Annotated in this window: 15 protein-coding genes and 1 pseudogene; 7 read left to right on the top strand and 9 right to left on the bottom strand. The window is 61.5% G+C overall.

The annotated features are described in order from the left end of the window. Nucleotides 1-99: 99 nt before the first annotated feature. Genes VGH68_RS01850 through VGH68_RS01835 form a run of 4 tightly spaced genes read right to left on the bottom strand, consistent with a single transcriptional unit; the run spans nucleotide 100 to nucleotide 3,284 of the window. Nucleotides 100-1,059, bottom strand: coding sequence for an agmatinase (locus VGH68_RS01850; protein WP_331601800.1), 960 nt, complete (start codon nucleotides 1,057-1,059; stop codon nucleotides 100-102). 33 nt (nucleotides 1,060-1,092) lie between these two features. Next, nucleotides 1,093-1,755: an amino acid ABC transporter permease gene (locus VGH68_RS01845; RefSeq protein WP_331601799.1), complete on the bottom strand. Its 663-nt coding sequence runs from the start codon at nucleotides 1,753-1,755 to the stop codon at nucleotides 1,093-1,095. After that, nucleotides 1,745-2,425 carry an amino acid ABC transporter permease gene (locus VGH68_RS01840; RefSeq protein ID WP_331601798.1) on the bottom strand — a complete coding sequence of 227 codons (681 nt, stop codon included), beginning with the start codon at nucleotides 2,423-2,425 and terminating at the stop codon, nucleotides 1,745-1,747. Before VGH68_RS01840 ends, VGH68_RS01845 begins: the two co-directional genes overlap by 11 nt. A gap of 7 nt (nucleotides 2,426-2,432) precedes the next feature. Beyond that, nucleotides 2,433-3,284 carry a transporter substrate-binding domain-containing protein gene (locus tag VGH68_RS01835; protein WP_331601797.1) on the bottom strand — a complete coding sequence of 284 codons (852 nt, stop codon included), beginning with the start codon at nucleotides 3,282-3,284 and terminating at the stop codon, nucleotides 2,433-2,435. 174 nt (nucleotides 3,285-3,458) lie between these two features. On the opposite strand from VGH68_RS01835, the gene VGH68_RS01830 reads away from it, so the two are divergent. After that, nucleotides 3,459-4,364 carry a LysR family transcriptional regulator gene (locus VGH68_RS01830; RefSeq protein WP_331601796.1) on the top strand — a complete coding sequence of 302 codons (906 nt, stop codon included), beginning with the start codon at nucleotides 3,459-3,461 and terminating at the stop codon, nucleotides 4,362-4,364. Nucleotides 4,365-4,653: 289 nt separating this feature from the next. On the opposite strand, the gene VGH68_RS01825 is transcribed toward VGH68_RS01830, so the two are convergent. From VGH68_RS01825 to VGH68_RS01805, 5 genes are read right to left on the bottom strand one after another with little or no spacing between them, the layout of a single operon-like run. After that, nucleotides 4,654-5,556: a transporter substrate-binding domain-containing protein gene (locus VGH68_RS01825; protein ID WP_331601795.1), complete on the bottom strand. Its 903-nt coding sequence runs from the start codon at nucleotides 5,554-5,556 to the stop codon at nucleotides 4,654-4,656. A gap of 36 nt (nucleotides 5,557-5,592) precedes the next feature. Next, on the bottom strand, nucleotides 5,593-6,798 hold the full coding sequence (locus tag VGH68_RS01820; protein WP_331601794.1) for an aminotransferase class I/II-fold pyridoxal phosphate-dependent enzyme: 1,206 nt from the start codon (nucleotides 6,796-6,798) through the stop codon (nucleotides 5,593-5,595). 26 nt (nucleotides 6,799-6,824) lie between these two features. Beyond that, nucleotides 6,825-7,505 carry an RraA family protein gene (locus tag VGH68_RS01815; RefSeq protein ID WP_331601793.1) on the bottom strand — a complete coding sequence of 227 codons (681 nt, stop codon included), beginning with the start codon at nucleotides 7,503-7,505 and terminating at the stop codon, nucleotides 6,825-6,827. A 25-nt stretch (nucleotides 7,506-7,530) separates the two neighbouring features. Continuing rightward, on the bottom strand, nucleotides 7,531-8,031 hold the full coding sequence (locus tag VGH68_RS01810; RefSeq protein WP_331601792.1) for an alpha-IPM isomerase: 501 nt from the start codon (nucleotides 8,029-8,031) through the stop codon (nucleotides 7,531-7,533). After that, nucleotides 8,028-9,305 carry an aconitase/3-isopropylmalate dehydratase large subunit family protein gene (locus VGH68_RS01805; protein ID WP_331601791.1) on the bottom strand — a complete coding sequence of 426 codons (1,278 nt, stop codon included), beginning with the start codon at nucleotides 9,303-9,305 and terminating at the stop codon, nucleotides 8,028-8,030. Before VGH68_RS01805 ends, VGH68_RS01810 begins: the two co-directional genes overlap by 4 nt. A gap of 254 nt (nucleotides 9,306-9,559) precedes the next feature. Here VGH68_RS01805 and VGH68_RS01800 point away from each other — a divergent pair, with 254 nt between their 5' ends. The 6 genes and pseudogenes from VGH68_RS01800 to VGH68_RS01775 all read left to right on the top strand — a co-directional run. Continuing rightward, nucleotides 9,560-10,483: a LysR family transcriptional regulator gene (locus VGH68_RS01800; RefSeq protein WP_331601790.1), complete on the top strand. Its 924-nt coding sequence runs from the start codon at nucleotides 9,560-9,562 to the stop codon at nucleotides 10,481-10,483. A 240-nt stretch (nucleotides 10,484-10,723) separates the two neighbouring features. After that, nucleotides 10,724-11,524, top strand: a complete 801-nt coding sequence (locus VGH68_RS01795) for a transporter substrate-binding domain-containing protein (RefSeq protein WP_331601789.1) — start codon at nucleotides 10,724-10,726, stop codon at nucleotides 11,522-11,524. Nucleotides 11,525-11,840: 316 nt separating this feature from the next. Then, entirely contained in the window at nucleotides 11,841-12,368 is a 528-nt protein-coding gene (locus tag VGH68_RS01790; RefSeq protein ID WP_331601788.1) for a hypothetical protein, read from the top strand. A 583-nt stretch (nucleotides 12,369-12,951) separates the two neighbouring features. Beyond that, on the top strand, nucleotides 12,952-15,150 hold the full coding sequence (locus VGH68_RS01785) for a TonB-dependent receptor (RefSeq protein WP_331601787.1): 2,199 nt from the start codon (nucleotides 12,952-12,954) through the stop codon (nucleotides 15,148-15,150). A gap of 22 nt (nucleotides 15,151-15,172) precedes the next feature. Further along, nucleotides 15,173-15,787, top strand: coding sequence for a MotA/TolQ/ExbB proton channel family protein (locus VGH68_RS01780; protein ID WP_331601786.1), 615 nt, complete (start codon nucleotides 15,173-15,175; stop codon nucleotides 15,785-15,787). Then, a pseudogene (locus VGH68_RS01775) lies at nucleotides 15,784-15,868 on the top strand (biopolymer transporter ExbD); the annotation flags it as partial. The gene VGH68_RS01780 and the pseudogene VGH68_RS01775, both read left to right, overlap by 4 nt.

The following is a 15,868-nucleotide window of genomic DNA, read 5'->3' as shown; positions in this document are numbered from 1 at the left end:
CTTTGTTCACGTGCGTCGAACATTGCTTGAGCACGTGGTGCGTGCCGTACCACTTGTCGATGCCGCGAATGTCGATGACCGGCGTCGTCATTTGTCGACTCATTTATCAAAATACCCCGCGCGGATCGACGCGCCGATCAGGTTGAGAATCAAACGGCCCGCCGTCACGCAGGAAATCAGATTCGCGTCGTCTTTCTCCGGCTGGATTTCGACGATGTCCATACCGACCACGCGTCCCTTCTTCACCAGACCGTGGATCAGCTTGCGCGCCTGCACGAAGGTCACGCCGCCCGGTGCCGGACCCGCGACGGCCGGCATCACCGACGGATCGAGACCGTCGGCGTCGATCGTCAGGTAGTAGTTACCGCCGTCCGGAATTCGGGCGAGCACCGCATCCATGCCGATGTCGTGCAGCTCGTACGCGGTAACGAGTTCCGCGCCGTACGCACGCGCGGCGACCAGCTCCTCGGAGCGGCCGCTGCCCTGCGCACGCAGGCCGATCTGAAAGATGCGGTCGACGTGCGTCATTTCCGACGCGCGGCGGATCGGACTCGACAGCCCTTCGCGCACGCCGTTCACTTCGTCGCGCCAGTCCAGGTGGGCGTCGATATGCACGAGCGTGATCGGGCCTTTGGCGTCGAGGCCGCGCAGCACCGGCGTCGTGATGCCGTGATCGCCGCCGAGCACGATCGGCATCGCACCGCCGGCGACGATGCGGCGCACGGCCGCTTCGGCGCGCGCGTAATGCTCGCCGGGCTTCTTCAAGTCGGGAATCACGTCGCCGCAATCGACGAAACGAATATCGGTGCGGCCTTGCAGCAGCGGACCGTCGATGTCGAAGTCGTAGTGGTCGGGCTTGCGCGCGACGCGATCGGTCGCCTGACGGATTGCCGACGGCGCGTTCGTCTGATCGTTGCTGTAATCGGACGGCCCATAAGGCGCGCCGTACGGCATGCCGAGCACGGCGATATCGGCTTTCAGGTTATCGATATCGAGATCGAGTTCCGAGTACAGCAGCGTCGGATGGCCGGTGCTTGGCGCAACGGTGTAGTGGCTCATTCGTGTGTCTCCAGATGAAAGGCGGGATGCGCGTCAAACGTGGCGCGTGCGGCGTCCGATTACGGTCTCCAGACGGCGGCCGACGCCAGCGAGAAGAACGCTGCAGATCCAGTAGATCAATGCCGTCGTGCCGAGCACTTCGGTATAGGCAAACGTGTTTGCGGTGAGCAGATTGCTCTGGTACGTGATCTCCGGCAGGCTCATCACCGAGAAGATCGCCGAGTCCTTGAACATCATGATCACGAGGCTCGTCGTCGGCGGTGTGATGAACCCGAACATCTGCGGCGCGATCACATGACGCTGTGCCTGCCAGAACGTCATGCCGAGCGAGAAGGCCGCATACGTCTGCCCGCGCGGCACGCTGCGCAACGCGGCGCGCAGGATTTCGCAGAAGTAGCCGCCGGTGTAGAACGCCGTGCAGCCGATCGCGACCGTCATCGCCGACGCGCCGACGCCAAGCTTCGGCAAGCCGAAGAACGACAGGTAGACGAGAATCAGATACGGAATGTTGCGCACCAACTCGACGTACGACAGCGCGACGGGTCGCAGCCACGTGCGCGACTGCGCGGCATACGCCGCGACGATGCCCGCCGCGACACCAAGCGGTATGCCGATCGCGCTGACCAGCGCGGTGACGCGCAAACCTTTAAGCAGCGGAGGAATCGCTTCACGGACGATCGAAAAATCAATGGCCATGAGGCAACATCCTCGAAACACGGCGCTCGCACAGTCGCGAAGCGGCCGAGATCAGAAACAGGATCACGAAGTAGACGGCGGCGGTGATCGTGAACACCTGCAGCGGCAGATCGGTTTGCAGCGTCGCGTTGCGCGCGACCGTAGCGAGTTCGGGCACCGCGATGATCGACATCAGCGACGACGCTTTCAGCAGGATCGTAAATTCGCTGGTGAGCGGCGGAATCGACCGGTAGATCATCTGCGGCAGCAGCACGTGACGCCACACCTGGGCGGTGCGCATGCCCATCGCGTAGCCGGCGGCCCGCTGTCCCCCCGAGATGGTGCCGAGAGCGCCGCGCAGAATCTCGACGATGTACGCACTGGTGTTGCACGCGAGCGCGGCGATGCCGGCGGCGATCGGCGAAATCGAGATATTGAGCAGCGCCGGCACCATGTAGTAAGCGATCAACATGTGTATCAGCGCCGGCGTGCCGCGAATCAGGCTAACCCACAGCACGACCAGCGAGCGCAGCGGCGCGATCGGCGAGATGCGCGCGAGCAGCAGCACGATGCCGAGCGCAAGGCCGATCACGAACGCGCAAGCCGATGCGGCCAGCGTGAGCGCCGTGCCGGCGACGACGCCATCGAGGAACGGCACGATCACGCCGCCTTTAGCGAGCCAGTCGAACATGGTGGCGTCAGATGGCGCCGGTCGGCAGATAGTTGCTGCGCGGCGTGTCCATCGGCGCGCCGAACCACTTCGTCTGCAACGCGGCGAGCTTCCCGTTCGCGCGGAACTCATCGAGCGAATCGTTGATGAACTTGCGGATCTCGAGGTCGCCCGGATTCGCGACCCACGCAAGCAGCTTCGGCTGGCCGATCGTGCCGGCGATACGGAACACGTTGGGTTGCCGTTTCATCTCCACTGCGGCGATATTCGACGGCATCAGCGCGACGTCGATGGTCTTGTTCGCGAGCGCGTTCGAGACGTCCGGGTAGGCCTGGAACAGCTTTGTGCCCGCGTAGCCCTTGCCGGTCTTTTCCTTCAGTTCCTTTTCGAATTCGTCGGCAACCGGCTGCGAAGACGAGCCCATCTGCGTGCCGATCGTCTTGCCGCCGATGTCGAGGTCGCGTTTGATCGATCCGTCGTCGGCGCGCACCAGAAGCACCGAACGCACGACGCCGACCGGCTCGCTGAACGCAAAACGCTTGGCGCGCTCCGGCGTGATGCCCACGCTCGTCGCGACGAAGTCGAATTTGTGCGACATCAGGCCAGGCAGCAGGCCTTGAAACGGCAGGTTCACCTGTTCGAGCTTGACGCCGAGCTTCGCCGCCATCAACTCCAGCAGGTCATGGCCGTAGCCGACGATCTGCCCGTTCTCGACAAATTCGAACGGCTCGTACGCGGCTTCGGTGCCGACCGCCAGCGTGCCGCGCTTCTTGATGTCGGCGAGCGTGCCGCCTTCGGCGAGCGCGATTTGCGGCAGCGCCAGAGCGGCGGCCGACGCGAGCGTCGCTCTCACAAACGATCGTCTGGACCAGTTTCTCATTGCTTTCTCCGCGAAATAAACGTGTGTGTGCCAGCCGGGCATAGCGTGTCGCCGCGACTTCGCGCTTTGGCAGGCGACCGAATGTACGACGCCATAAAAATCGTGAAAAATGATTTTTTTATCTGTATGGTTTCGAAAAACGAAACCTTTCCACTTGCTTGAAGGTGCCTCAACTTGACCGAGCGACGGACTCAACGAAGCGCCGCCGCGCCCCGTCCCGACTTTAGCGAACGCGATTTGCGCTCGCTGCGGATCTTCTGCGCGGTCGCGCAGGCGAACGGTTTCGCCGCTGCCGAGAAACAGCTGAACATGTCGAAGGCGTCGATCAGCCGCCATATCCGCGACGTCGAGGAAACGCTCGGCGCGCGGCTGTGCGAGCGAGGGCCGTCCGGCTTCGTGCTCACGCATGCGGGCAGGGTCGCGCTCGATCTCGCGCGCGACGCGTTGATGTCGTTAGAGCGCATTTGTCCGCAGATCGACGCGGTCCGCGGCGTGTTGTCGGGTACGCTATCGATCGGCATGGTCGAGCACATAATCAGCGACGAGAGCTGTCATTTGCCCGAGGCACTCGCCGCGCTGAAGGAGCAAGCTCCGGACGTGAACGTCGAACTGCGTGTGATGACCTTCAATGAACTCGATCTCGCGCTACGCGAGCGGCGCGTGCAGGTGGCGATACGCGGGATGTATCGGCGTGAAGCGGGCTTTCACTATCTGCCGCTGTTCGTCGAGGTTCAGCAGCTGTACGTGGCGCGCCGCCGTTTGCGGGATGCGGCGACGCTGCCGCTCGTCTATCGATCGCAACCGTTCGTGCACGACGCGCTCAACACCCTCGGGATGCAGCGCGGGCCAACGGCGTCGGGTCTCGAAGCGGTCGCGATGCTGACGCTGTCCGGGCATTATGTCGGTTTGTTGCCGCAATTCTATGCGGCCTCATTCGCAAAGCGGCACGCGCTCGTCAAGGTGCCCGCAGGGCCGCTCTTCGAAAACAGAATCAGCGCGATTACCGAGATCTCGCGGCCACGAACGCGCGCACTCGATCTATTTCTTGATCTGTTGCAGCAATTTCATCAGAGCGCATGAACGAGCATTCACACGCCGATGCCGTCATGCACTTATCGCGCAGATGGTCGACGAACGTCCGCGCGCTGCGGTGCGGAGCGAGTCGCCGCGCATCGTATAGCCGACCACGCGGCGGCGGGACGAACACGGTCGCGCAATCGCTCATTGCCGAGAACAAGACCGATGCGCAATAGCCGAAGCCGATGGAGGCGATGGGGTGACGGTGGTGCGGGCGTGATGCGGTTTTTCGCAGTGGGGAGCAACGCCACGGCCGGGCTAGCCACACGCACACCCGGCGCGTGCGCTGCGTTTAATCGTCCATCGGCCGATCGTTCGGATGCTCGAACACCGCCTTCATCGTGTCGCTCATCGGCATGTCCAGGTTGATGCCCTTCGGCGGAATCGGCGACATGAACCACGTTTTGTACAGCTTTTCGGCCTGGCCGTTCTGTTCGAGCTTCGCAATCGTGCGGTCGACGATCGCTTTCATCGCGGTATCGCCCTTCGGCAACATGCACGCAATGGCTTCGTGCGATTGCGGCTCGCCGGTCACTACGTATGCAGCCGGATTGCCCGAAGTTGCCCGTTCCGCGGACAGCACGTCAGAATCCATGAAGAAGGCCTGCGCGCGCCCTGTCTCGAGATTCAGGAACGAACCGCTGTGATCGCGCGCGGACACGATCGTGATGTTCGCGTGCTTTTCTTCGACGTACTTGCGCAGAAAGCGCTCTGACGTGGTACCCGCTGTCACCGCAACCGTCTTGCCATCAAGATCGTTGAACGAGTGGATGCCCGAATTGGCCCTGGTCAGCAGTCGCGTTTCAGTCACCGAAATCGTGTCGGAAAAGCTCACCTGTTGCGCGCGTTCCTTGTTATTGGTGGTGCCGCCGCATTCCAGATCGATAGTGCCGTTCTGCATCAACGGTATGCGGTTTTGCGCGTTGACCGGAATCATCCGCACCTGTAGCGATGGCGCGTTGATCGCCTGCTGGATCTCCTTGACGATTTCCTGGGCGATATCGCGCGAATAGCCGACCACTTTTTGCTCGTTGTCGTAGTACGAATAGGGCAACGACGATTCGCGGTAGCCGAGCACGATCGTATTGCGCTCCTTGATGGTGGCAAGCCGGCCCGTCAGATCCTGCGCGTATGCGCCGACACAAAAGCAGCCTATCAGTAGCGCGGGAACAGTGCGTCGTATTAGCGTATGCATGGTGTCTCCTTGTTTATTGTCAGATTCCATCGATGCTCAGGCCTGCAGCAATTTGCACGCGAGCGCAATGCGCCGGCATCCTTCCTGCAACTGTTCGTGCGAGGTCGCAAACGAAATGCGGAACGCGGGCGACAAACCGAACGCGGCGCCCTGAATGACGCCGACATCCTGCGTCTCCAGCAGATACATCACGAAATCGCCATCGTTCGCGATCACGCGGCCGTCCGCTGTGCGCTTGCCGATCACACCCGTACACGACGGATACACGTAGAACGCACCTGTCGGACGCGGACAATACAGTCCGTCGATTGCATTCAGGCTGTCCACCACGAGATCCCGGCGACGCTGGAATTGCGCGCGCCAATCCGTCAGAAAGTCCTTGGGCCCGTTGAGCGCCGCCAACGCGGCGGCCTGGCTGATGGCCGAAGGATTGGTGGTGCTTTGCGATTGCAGCTTCGCCATCGCCTTGATCAGCGTCTTCGGACCACCGGCAAAGCCGATCCGCCAGCCCGTCATCGCATACGCTTTCGATACGCCGTTGACCGTCAACGTACGCTCCCGCAACTGCGGATTGCACTGCGCGAACGTCGCGAATTCGAGGCCGTCGTAAATCAGGTGTTCGTACACATCGTCGGTCAGGATCCAGACGTGCGGATGGCGGTTCAGCACTTCGCCGAACGCGACCAGTTCATTTGCGGTATACGTTGCACCCGTCGGATTGCACGGCGAATTGAGCACCAACCATTTGGTTCGCGGTGTGATCGCGGCTTCCAGTTGCGCCGGCGTCATCTTGTAGCCGCTGTCGACATCGCATTCGACAATCACCGGACGCCCGCCATTGAGCAGCACCATGTCGGGATATGACACCCAGTAAGGCGCCGGCACGATCACCTCGTCGCCGTGGTCGACCGTACAGGTCAGCGCGTTGAAGATGACCTGCTTGCCGCCGTTGCCGACGCTCACTTCATCCTGCGCGAACACCAGGCCGTTCTCACGTGCGAATTTGTCGCGAATCGCACGCTTCAATTCGGGCGTACCGTCCACCACCGTATAGCGCGTTTTGCCGCTTTTCATCGCGTCGTACGCGGCTTCGATGATATGCGGCGGCGTATCGAAGTCGGGCTCGCCGACGGTCAATCCGATGATGTCCCGTCCCGCCGCGCGCAATTCCTTCACGCGCGCAGTCGCCATCGAACTCGGCGACGGTTTGATCCGGTCAAGGCGCGTTGCAATCAGTTTCATGTGAGTCCTTTCGCTGCTGGTGCGTGCTATGCGATCACGCCCTGCTCTTTCAGGTACGCGTCGATCCAGCCACGCTTGTCTTGTCCGGCGAGAATCGCCTGCTTGCGCTGCGCTTCGCGCTGCGCCTGCGCTCGCGCGGCTTGCAGCACGTCGCCTAAGCGGTCCGCCGGCACCGCGACGAGGCCGTCTTCGTCGCCGACGATCAGATCGCCCGCTTCGATCACGAGACCCCCGATCGCAACCGGCACATTGATTTCACCCGGGCCGTCCTTGAACGGTCCACGATGCGTATTGCCGCGGGCGAAGCACGGGAAGTCCGCCTGATAAAACGCCGCGACATCGCGGATCGCACCGTCGATCACGAAGCCCGCGACGCCGCGCACCTGCGCGTGCATCTGCATCAGCTCGCCGACCAGCGCTTGCGTCAGGTCCGCGCCGCCATCGACGACAATCACGTCACCGGGCTCGGCGATGTCGATCGCCTTGTGGATCATCAGGTTGTCGCCGGCGCGCACCTTGACCGTCAACGCGCGTCCGACCAGCTTTTTCTCGCGGTGATACCGCTTCAATCCGACCACCCCGCACAGGCGGTGCATGTTGTCGCTGATATGCGGGGTGACGATCGAGCGGAACGCGTCGACGGTGTCGGCCGGGATCGCCGCGGGCATTGGCAATATCCGGAATCCCAACCGGTTGGGATGGCTCATGGATGTCCTCCTGAATAGACTCGAATCAGAAATTCGGATGCTGGCGCAGATACGGGACCAACCCGCCTGCATCGAGAATCGCGAGCATCTCGTGCGCGATCGGCTCGGCCTCTAGCGGCTCGCTCATGCGATCGCAGCGAACGGTGACGTGCGCACCGAGTTCGATATGCAATGCCGCGCCCTCCTCAATTCGGCTCGTGTCGCATTCGATCGGATAGAGCCCGTTATTCACCGCGTTGCGAAAATAGGTGCGAGCAAAACTTTGCGCGAGCACGACCTTGATGCCGGCACCCACCACGGCCGTCACCGCGACTTCCATCGCCGAGCCGCAGCCGAAGTTCTTGCCGGCGACAAGAATGTCGCCGAGGTTCACCGTCGCGGCGAAATCCGGTGTGATCGTCTCGAACAGATACTGTTTCAACACGGCAGGATCGAGCGACTCCCGTTTGCGCCGCGACGAAATGATGTAGTCGGTATTAACGTTGTCGCCAAAGCGCCGCGCGATGCCGTCGATGGAAGTGGTCATGTCGATTGACGCCCGGCGGCAAGCATGCGTGGACTCGCGATCCGGCCGGCGACCGCGCTTGCCGCGCATACCTCCGGAGACGCGAGAAAGATATGGGCGCTCGGGTTGCCCATGCGCCCCTTGAAATTGCGGTTCGCGGTTGAAATGACGTTCGCGCCGTCCTCGGGAATCGCGCCGCTCGTTCCGCAGCATGCGCCGCAACCGGGCGTGACGATCACCGCGCCCAGGGCGATCAGTTCGGCCAGTTCGCCGCCCTGCGTCAGTTCCAGCAAGACGTCGCGCGAGGCCGGCGTGATCACCAGTTGCACGCCATCAGCGGGGCCGCCGAATTCGCGGAACACATTCAGCGCCTGACGGAAATCTTTCGTGCGGCCGCCAGTGCAGGTGCCAAGAAACACCATATGCACCGGCGTCGTATCGAGCGAGGCGACACCGACGTTGTTCGACACCGCATGCGGTAGCGCGACAAACGGTTCGAGTGCCGCGAGATCGATGTCGAGCGTGCGGGAATACATGGCGTCCGGATCGGCGCTCAGCGCGCCCGAGAAATCGTCTACGCGGCCTTCGAGGTAACGCCGGCACGCGTCGTCGAACGGGAAGATCGCGTTCTTCGCGCCGAGCTCGACCGACATGTTGGCGACCACCAGCCGATCCTCGAAATCGAGGCTTTGCACGCCATCGCCGTCGAATTCGAGCGTTTGGTACGTCGCGCCGTCGGTACCGAGCAGTTGCGCCAGATACAGCGCGAGATCTTTTGGATAGACACCTTGCGCAAGCTGGCCGTGCAGTCTGACGCGAATCGATGCAGGCACCTTGAGCCAGACCTTGCCGGTTTTCATCACGCCGGCCAGATCCGACGAACCGATGCCAGTTGCGAAGCAGTTCGCCGCGCCGTAGGTGACTGCATGGCTGTCCGCGCCGACAAGCAAACGACCCGGCGCGGCGAAGCCTTTTTCGACGACGAGCTGATGACCAATCCCCTCGCCGACATCGAATAGGCGTATACCCTGTTCCTTGGCGAAGCGCCGGATGCCCGCCTGCAACAATGCCGCTTTGGGGCTCGGCGCCGGCGCGTAGTGATCGAGCGCGAAGACCAGCCGCTGCGGCGCGCTCACACGGCCGCCGCCCATTGCATCGAAATAGTCGACCGCCATCGGAATCGAACCGTCGGTGCCCAGCGCACAATCGACCTCGCAGATCACGACGTCGCCCGCGCGCACGTCGCGGCCCGATTTCGCCGATAGGATCTTTTCCGACAGGGTTTTTCCCGCCATCGCCTCGATCTCCCCGATTGGATTTCGCGTTGCCGGATTCCGCGTCGGCGCCCCATGCAACGTCATATCGGCACAGTATGGCAAAGACGTGCGCGGCAAAGGCGGAGTAATCGGCATCGCGAACCATGAAAAAAATTCCTGGTTTGCAAGGCGCCGCTTGCCAGCAAGCGGTCCGGCCATCGATACTGCGGGTTATCCCGACGCTGGCGCGAACGCCGCATCCCCTCTCCTGCACCGACTAACTTCCGACCTCCGTGATTACGCTCAAGCAGCTCGAAGCGGTCTACTGGGTGGCCCGGCTCGGCACCTTCGCGGCCGCCGCCGATCGCCTGCATACGACGCAGTCCGCGATTTCAAAGCGCGTGAATGAACTCGAAGTGTTCTTCTCGACGCCGCTCTTCGATCGTAGTCATCGGGCTCCGCGCCTGAGCCCGAAGGGCCGCGAACTGCTCGATATCGCCGAAGAAATGCTGCAATCGCGTGACCGGCTGCTCGAGAAGATGGGCAAGCAGGTGGAGCAGGTGCGGCGTTTGCGGATCGGCATTACCGAGCTGATCGCGCTAACGTGCTTGCCGCGCCTCGTGCGCGAAATCCGGCTCGCGTATCCGGCGCTGTCGTTCGAACCTGAAATCGATGTGAGCACCAAACTGACGTCGCGGCTGTTCGCTGGCGAAATCGACTTCATCATCGCGCCGACCGCGATCAGAACCCCACGCTTCACGTCGATCCCGCTGCGCAGGCTGCATCTCGACTGGATGGCGAGCCCTTCGCTGGTTGGCGAAACACGCACGCTGTCGCTCGACGAAATCGCCGCGTGGCCGATCCTGATGCAGGCGGGCACCTCGGGTGTCGACGCGATCTACGAACGCTGGTTCGAGTCGAACAACGTATCGATCCGGCGCGCGTTTGCGGGCAATAGCCTAATCTCGCTGTGTTCGCTGACGATTGCCGGAGTCGGTGTCAGCTATCTGCCCGCGCTTTATTTCGCCGACTTCGTGCGGCAACGCGAATTGACGGTACTGCATTCGCAGCCGCAACTGCCGCCGGTGCGGTACTACGCGATCTATCGCAACGACGGGCCGCAACAACTTTATTCGCATGTCGCAAGCCTGACGCGCGAGTTCTGCGATTTTTCGAAGCCGGATTTTCATCCGCCGACGAAACAGAAAAGTGCGTGAGTGTCGATGCAAATTCGGCCGGCTGGCTTTCGCACAAAGCTCGAACAGACGACTTTTGGAGTGCTAGGATGACGCCGCAACCCGGCGGTGACGTGCTTTCGCGCGACATGTGCGGGTCGCGCTTCATCACGCGAACAGCGCCATCGAACCGGCGATCTCGCGAGCAACTCGAAGCAAGTTCGATGATCGTGGGATCGTTGCGTCGTACAGCCTGACAATCAAACACAGAGGAGACACTCAATGAAAGTTTCGAAGCTGCTCATAAGCGCGCTGGCTCTGTCGGCCTTCAGCTTCACCGCCGTCGCGGCCCATGCCGAAGATCTGCTCGACTCGGTCAAGCAGGCCGGCGTGCTGAAGATCGGCCTGGAAGGTACCTATCCGCCGTTCGATTCGCGCAACAAGGACGGTCAGCTCGAGGGCTTCGACGTCGACGTCGCGAAAGCCGTGGCGGCGAAGCTCGGCGTGAAGCCGGAGTTCATTCCGACCGAATGGAGCGGCATTATCGCGGGGCTGCAGAGCGGCAAATTCGACGTGATCATCAATCAGGTCACGATTACGCCGCAACGCAAGCAGATTCTCGATTTCAGCCAGCCGTATACGTACTCGGCCGCGCAGCTGATCCAGCGAGCCGACGACAAGCGCGAGTTCAAATCGCTGGACGAATTCAAAGGCGACAAGAAGCTCGGCGTGACGCTCGGCACCAACTATGACCAGATGGCGCGGGCAGTGCAGGGCATCAACGTGCTGACCTATCCCGGCGCGCCTGAAAAGCTGCGCGATCTCGCATCCAGGCGTATCGACGCGACCATCGACGACCGGTTGATGCTGCCGTACATCATCAAGAACTCACAGTTGCCGCTGCGTCCGGGTGCGGTATTGAAGGGCGCCGATCAGGAAATGGGCATCCCGTTCCGCCAGAACAACCCGAAGTTCGCAAAGGCGCTCGACGATGCGCTGACGCAACTGAAGCAGGATGGCACGCTGAAAAAGATCTCGATGCACTGGTTCGGCACGGACGTGACCAAGCCGATCTCGCAGTAACCCCTTTTCATGTTTTCGTTGTGATTTTCTCGCGTACCTGGGCCGGGCTATTGAATGGACGGCTCAGGTATACGGCTTCCTCGATTAGCGCATTCGCGCAGTTTTTCTGTCATCGCGGTCATTAAAGCGCCAGTCGTTTTCTTTAAACGAGCACGCACAGCAACCGCCAGCGCCCATACGTCACGCTGTTTTCCGGTGGGCCGCTTCTTAAGTTTCGCTTAAGCCTTCCCTCGCATATTCATCGACGACTCCACCCTGGAGTCGCATGATTCTTTCGTTGTTGATTCGAGCAATACCGATCGATGGAGATACGAATATGCGATTTCGTTCGTACATTGCAGCGGGCGCCGTTGCTCTGCTTCCGGCACTTGCGCTGGCAGGACAGACAGATGCGCAGTCCGCCGCTCAACCGATGTTTATCAGCGTCAATGGTCAGTCGGTCCCGGTGAAAGCACAAACGCGCGTCGTACAAACCGCGTCGGGTCCGATAAAGGTCAGCACATGGAGTTGGCACAGCCCGCAAGGCAGCGCGAACTTCACGATGCAGACGAGCACCGGCGGCGCGCCGCCCGAGTTCGCGCTGCGGCAGATGCAGGCGATGGAATACCAGATGCGCGCGGCGCAGGCGCAGATGGTGGCGATGCAGCAGCAGATGCAACGCCAGATGATGGCGCTTCAGCATGCCGCATTCGCTGATGAGTTCGTCGTCCCTGCACCGAGAACCGTCGTGTTCGCGGTGCCGTTTGGGGCAATGCCGAATCCGGTGATCATCGTGAATCCGACGCAACGTGACGCTCCGCCGGCTACTACCGCGCCGGCCAAAGCGCCCGGCATCAAGGTTTGACGTTTTTCGTCTTGCTCGCCGACCTGGCGTTATACAGAAACCGCTGGCTTTTGCCGGCGGTTTTTTATTGGCGCGGTGCAATTTCTCTAGTCGACGCAACGGCCCTGATCATGCGCCTTTCCGCGTCCGGATGTCGCCATATTGGGCGTTTTCGCCTTCCCCTCTCGCGATCCGTGGGCAGTCCGCTCGCCGCGCCAAGTTCTGTCGGCAGCCTTTCAGGGAAGACTTCATGAAACCGTTCGCCATACGCATCTGTGGCCGACACGCGCAGTCCATGCCGCGATGATGCGGCCCATGTGACGGGCTTCGCTGAGTTCGCGCTGGTCCAGGTCACCTGCGATCGAAGCGGGCAAGCAGCAAGCATCTCAGGATGTCAGCGCGGATAAAAAACAACCGACAGTTTGTTTTTATAACGTTATGATATAACATCCGAACCCGGCGACGGGGATCCCACTGTAGAGCCTCACAACCGTGCATTGCCGCAACGGCAATCAGCATGCAGCCGACGCTTTGCCCAACGTGACATCGTCCGTGCAACCACTGGGCGACACGATGGCTCGATACCTCACAAATAACTGACAAGATGAGAATCCACCACCGCATCACCTTGTCCGCGCTGCTACTGTTCGTGCTCGCGGCTCGCGCCTACGCGTCGGACGACACGTCGGTAACCGGGGCAAGCGCCAACAGCCCGGGCGCGCCCGTCAGCAACGCGACAGTCACGCCGACGCAAGAAAGCCCGGCGTCCACCGTGCCGGCAAAAAGCGACGCGCTCGACGTGCAAGTCAATGCGCAGCGCCTCAACCAGGCCCGCAACGGCCTGCTGCCCGAGACAGGCAGCAGCGTCTATCGCTTCAGCCAAAGCGACATCAACGATCTGCCGGCCGGCCAGAACACACCGCTTAATCAGGTGCTGCTGCAGGCGCCCGGCGTCGCCGCCGATTCTTTCGGTCAGTTGCATGTACGCGGCGATCACGCAAACCTGCAGTACCGCATCAACGGCATCATCATTCCCGAGCCGATCAGCGGTTTCGGGCAATCGCTGGACACGCGCATCATCGACCAGATGAATCTGCTGACCGGCGCGCTGCCCGCGCAATATGGCTACCGCACCGCCGGCATCGTCGACATCCGCACGAAGACGGGCGATGACGGCAGCGGCGGTTCGATCGACGTCTTCGGCGGCAGCCATCAGACCATCCGCACGAGCGGCGATGTCTTCGGCAGCCAGGGGCCGTTCAGCTACTACTTCAGCGGCGCGGTCGGCGAAAACAACCTCGGCATCGAAAACCCGACCTCGAGTGCCAGCCCGCTGCACGACCACACGCGCGAAGGCAACGCGTTCGGGTACATGTCGTACATCATCAATCCGCTGACGCGCGTGAGCGTGATGTTCGGCGTCACGAGCAACCAGTTCCAGATTCCGAATACGCCGGGCCTGACGCCATCGTTTGCGCTCAATGGCGTGAACAGTTTCGACTCGAGCCAGTTGAACGAAACACAATCGGAGCTGAACCAGTTCGCCGCTATCGCACTGCAAGGCACCAACGGCGGTGCGCTCGACTACCAGCTGGCTTTCGTGACCCGCTACTCGCGCACGCAATTCAACCCCGACCCGATCGGCGATCTGCTGTTCAACGGCGTCGCGGCGAAAGACTTCCATAGCGATACGGCGAACGGTTTGCAGTTCGACACGACTTACCGCCTCAACGACAAACACACGATTCGCGCAGGGCTGTTCGCCCAGCAGGAACATGCGGTCTTCGACAACGATCTCAGCGTGTTCCCGGTTGACGCGAACGGCAACCAGTCGTCCGATCAACCGGTCAACATTCCTGACTCCAGTTCGAAAACCGGCTATCTATACAGCGCCTACCTGCAGGACGAATGGAAGATCTCCGGCAAGCTGACGATCAACTACGGTCTGCGCTACGACAAGATGGACGAGTACATGAGCGTGAGCCAGTTGAGCCCGCGCGTCGGCATCGTGTATGCGCTGACGCCGTCGACGACGATGCATGCCGGTTACGCGCGCTACTTCACGCCACCGGCCTTCGAACTGGTATCGAACGCCGACATCGCGCGCTTTGCGGGTACCACGGCCCAGGTGAGCGGACAGAACGATCCGGTGCAACCCGAGCGTAGCCATTACTTCGACCTGGGCATCACACAGCAGATCACGCCGGCGCTCAGCGTCGGTGTGGACGCCTACTACAAGAAATCGACCAACCTGCTCGACGAAGGCCAGTTCGGCAGCGCGCTGATCTTCACGCCGTTCAACTACCAGTACGGCCGTGTGTACGGCATCGAATTCACGACCAATTACCGGCAGGGCAACGTGTCCGCCTATGCCAACGTCGCGCTCAGCCGGGCGCAGGGCAAAAACATCAACTCGGCACAGTTCAATTTCAGCGCCGACGAACTCGCCTACATTGCAAGCCACTGGGTGTATCTCGATCACGATCAGCGCGTGTCGGCATCGATCGGCGGCACCTATACCTATGGCCAGACCACCTTCAGCGTCGACAGCATCGTGGGCAGCGGCCTGCGCAGCGGCTTCGCGAATACCGATCGGCTGCCCTGGTACACGCAGTTGAATCTTGGCCTCATCCATCATTTCAACGTCAACAATCCGTTGATCGGCAAGTTCGATGGACGTCTGCTGCTGATCAATGCATTCGATCGCGTCTACGAACTGCGCGACGGTTCGGGCATCGGTGTCGGCGCGCCGCAGTACGGACCGCGCATCGCCTTCTATGCCGGCATTACGCGGCACTTCTGATGCGTGGCGAGGACAGGCTGACATGAACGACTGGATCAGTTTTGCAAACGCGATACAGCTTGGCGGATGGGTGATTTATCCGCTTAGCCTGCTGGCCGTGGTCGCAATCACGATCGTGATCGATCGCTCGTACGTTTTTCTGCGCTTCGCGGGCGCGCCCGATACGGCGATGCGGGCCGCGAGCGATGGCTTCGACCGCTTACCTTCACGCCATGTTTTCAGGCGCCTGAGCGCGCCGCTCACGGACCGGGCCGCCGCGCCGATCTGGTATCGCGAGACGAAGACCGAAGCGCTCGCGGCGGCGATCGAACGCGACATGAGCAAGGGCTTCTGGGTACTGGAAACGATCGTGACCGCAGCCCCGCTACTGGGCTTGCTAGGCACGATAGTCGGCATGATGCATTCGTTCCAGCTGTTCGGCGGAAAGGGCCTCGTCAATCCGGGCGGGGTGACGGGCGGCGTCGCACAGTCGCTGGTCGCGACCGCCGTCGGCCTCGTCGTCGCATTGTTCTCGCTGTTCGCGTTCAATTACTTCTCACGGCGCCTCGAACGTCTGATGGACGAACTCGAGTCGTATGCGAACGAGCGTCTCGGCGAGATTCGCTTCGCCGCCGAAGCGCAAGGTGTCGCGCCGTGAAATTCCGCCGCTCCCGGGCAGCAGGGCGTGGCCGCATCGAAATCATTCCCATGATCGACGTGATGTTTTTTCTGCTCGCAA

Source organism: Paraburkholderia sp., from assembly GCF_036488505.1.
Taxonomy (GTDB): Bacteria; Pseudomonadota; Gammaproteobacteria; order Burkholderiales; family Burkholderiaceae; genus Paraburkholderia.
This window is presented reverse-complemented; position numbering and strand designations above follow the sequence as displayed.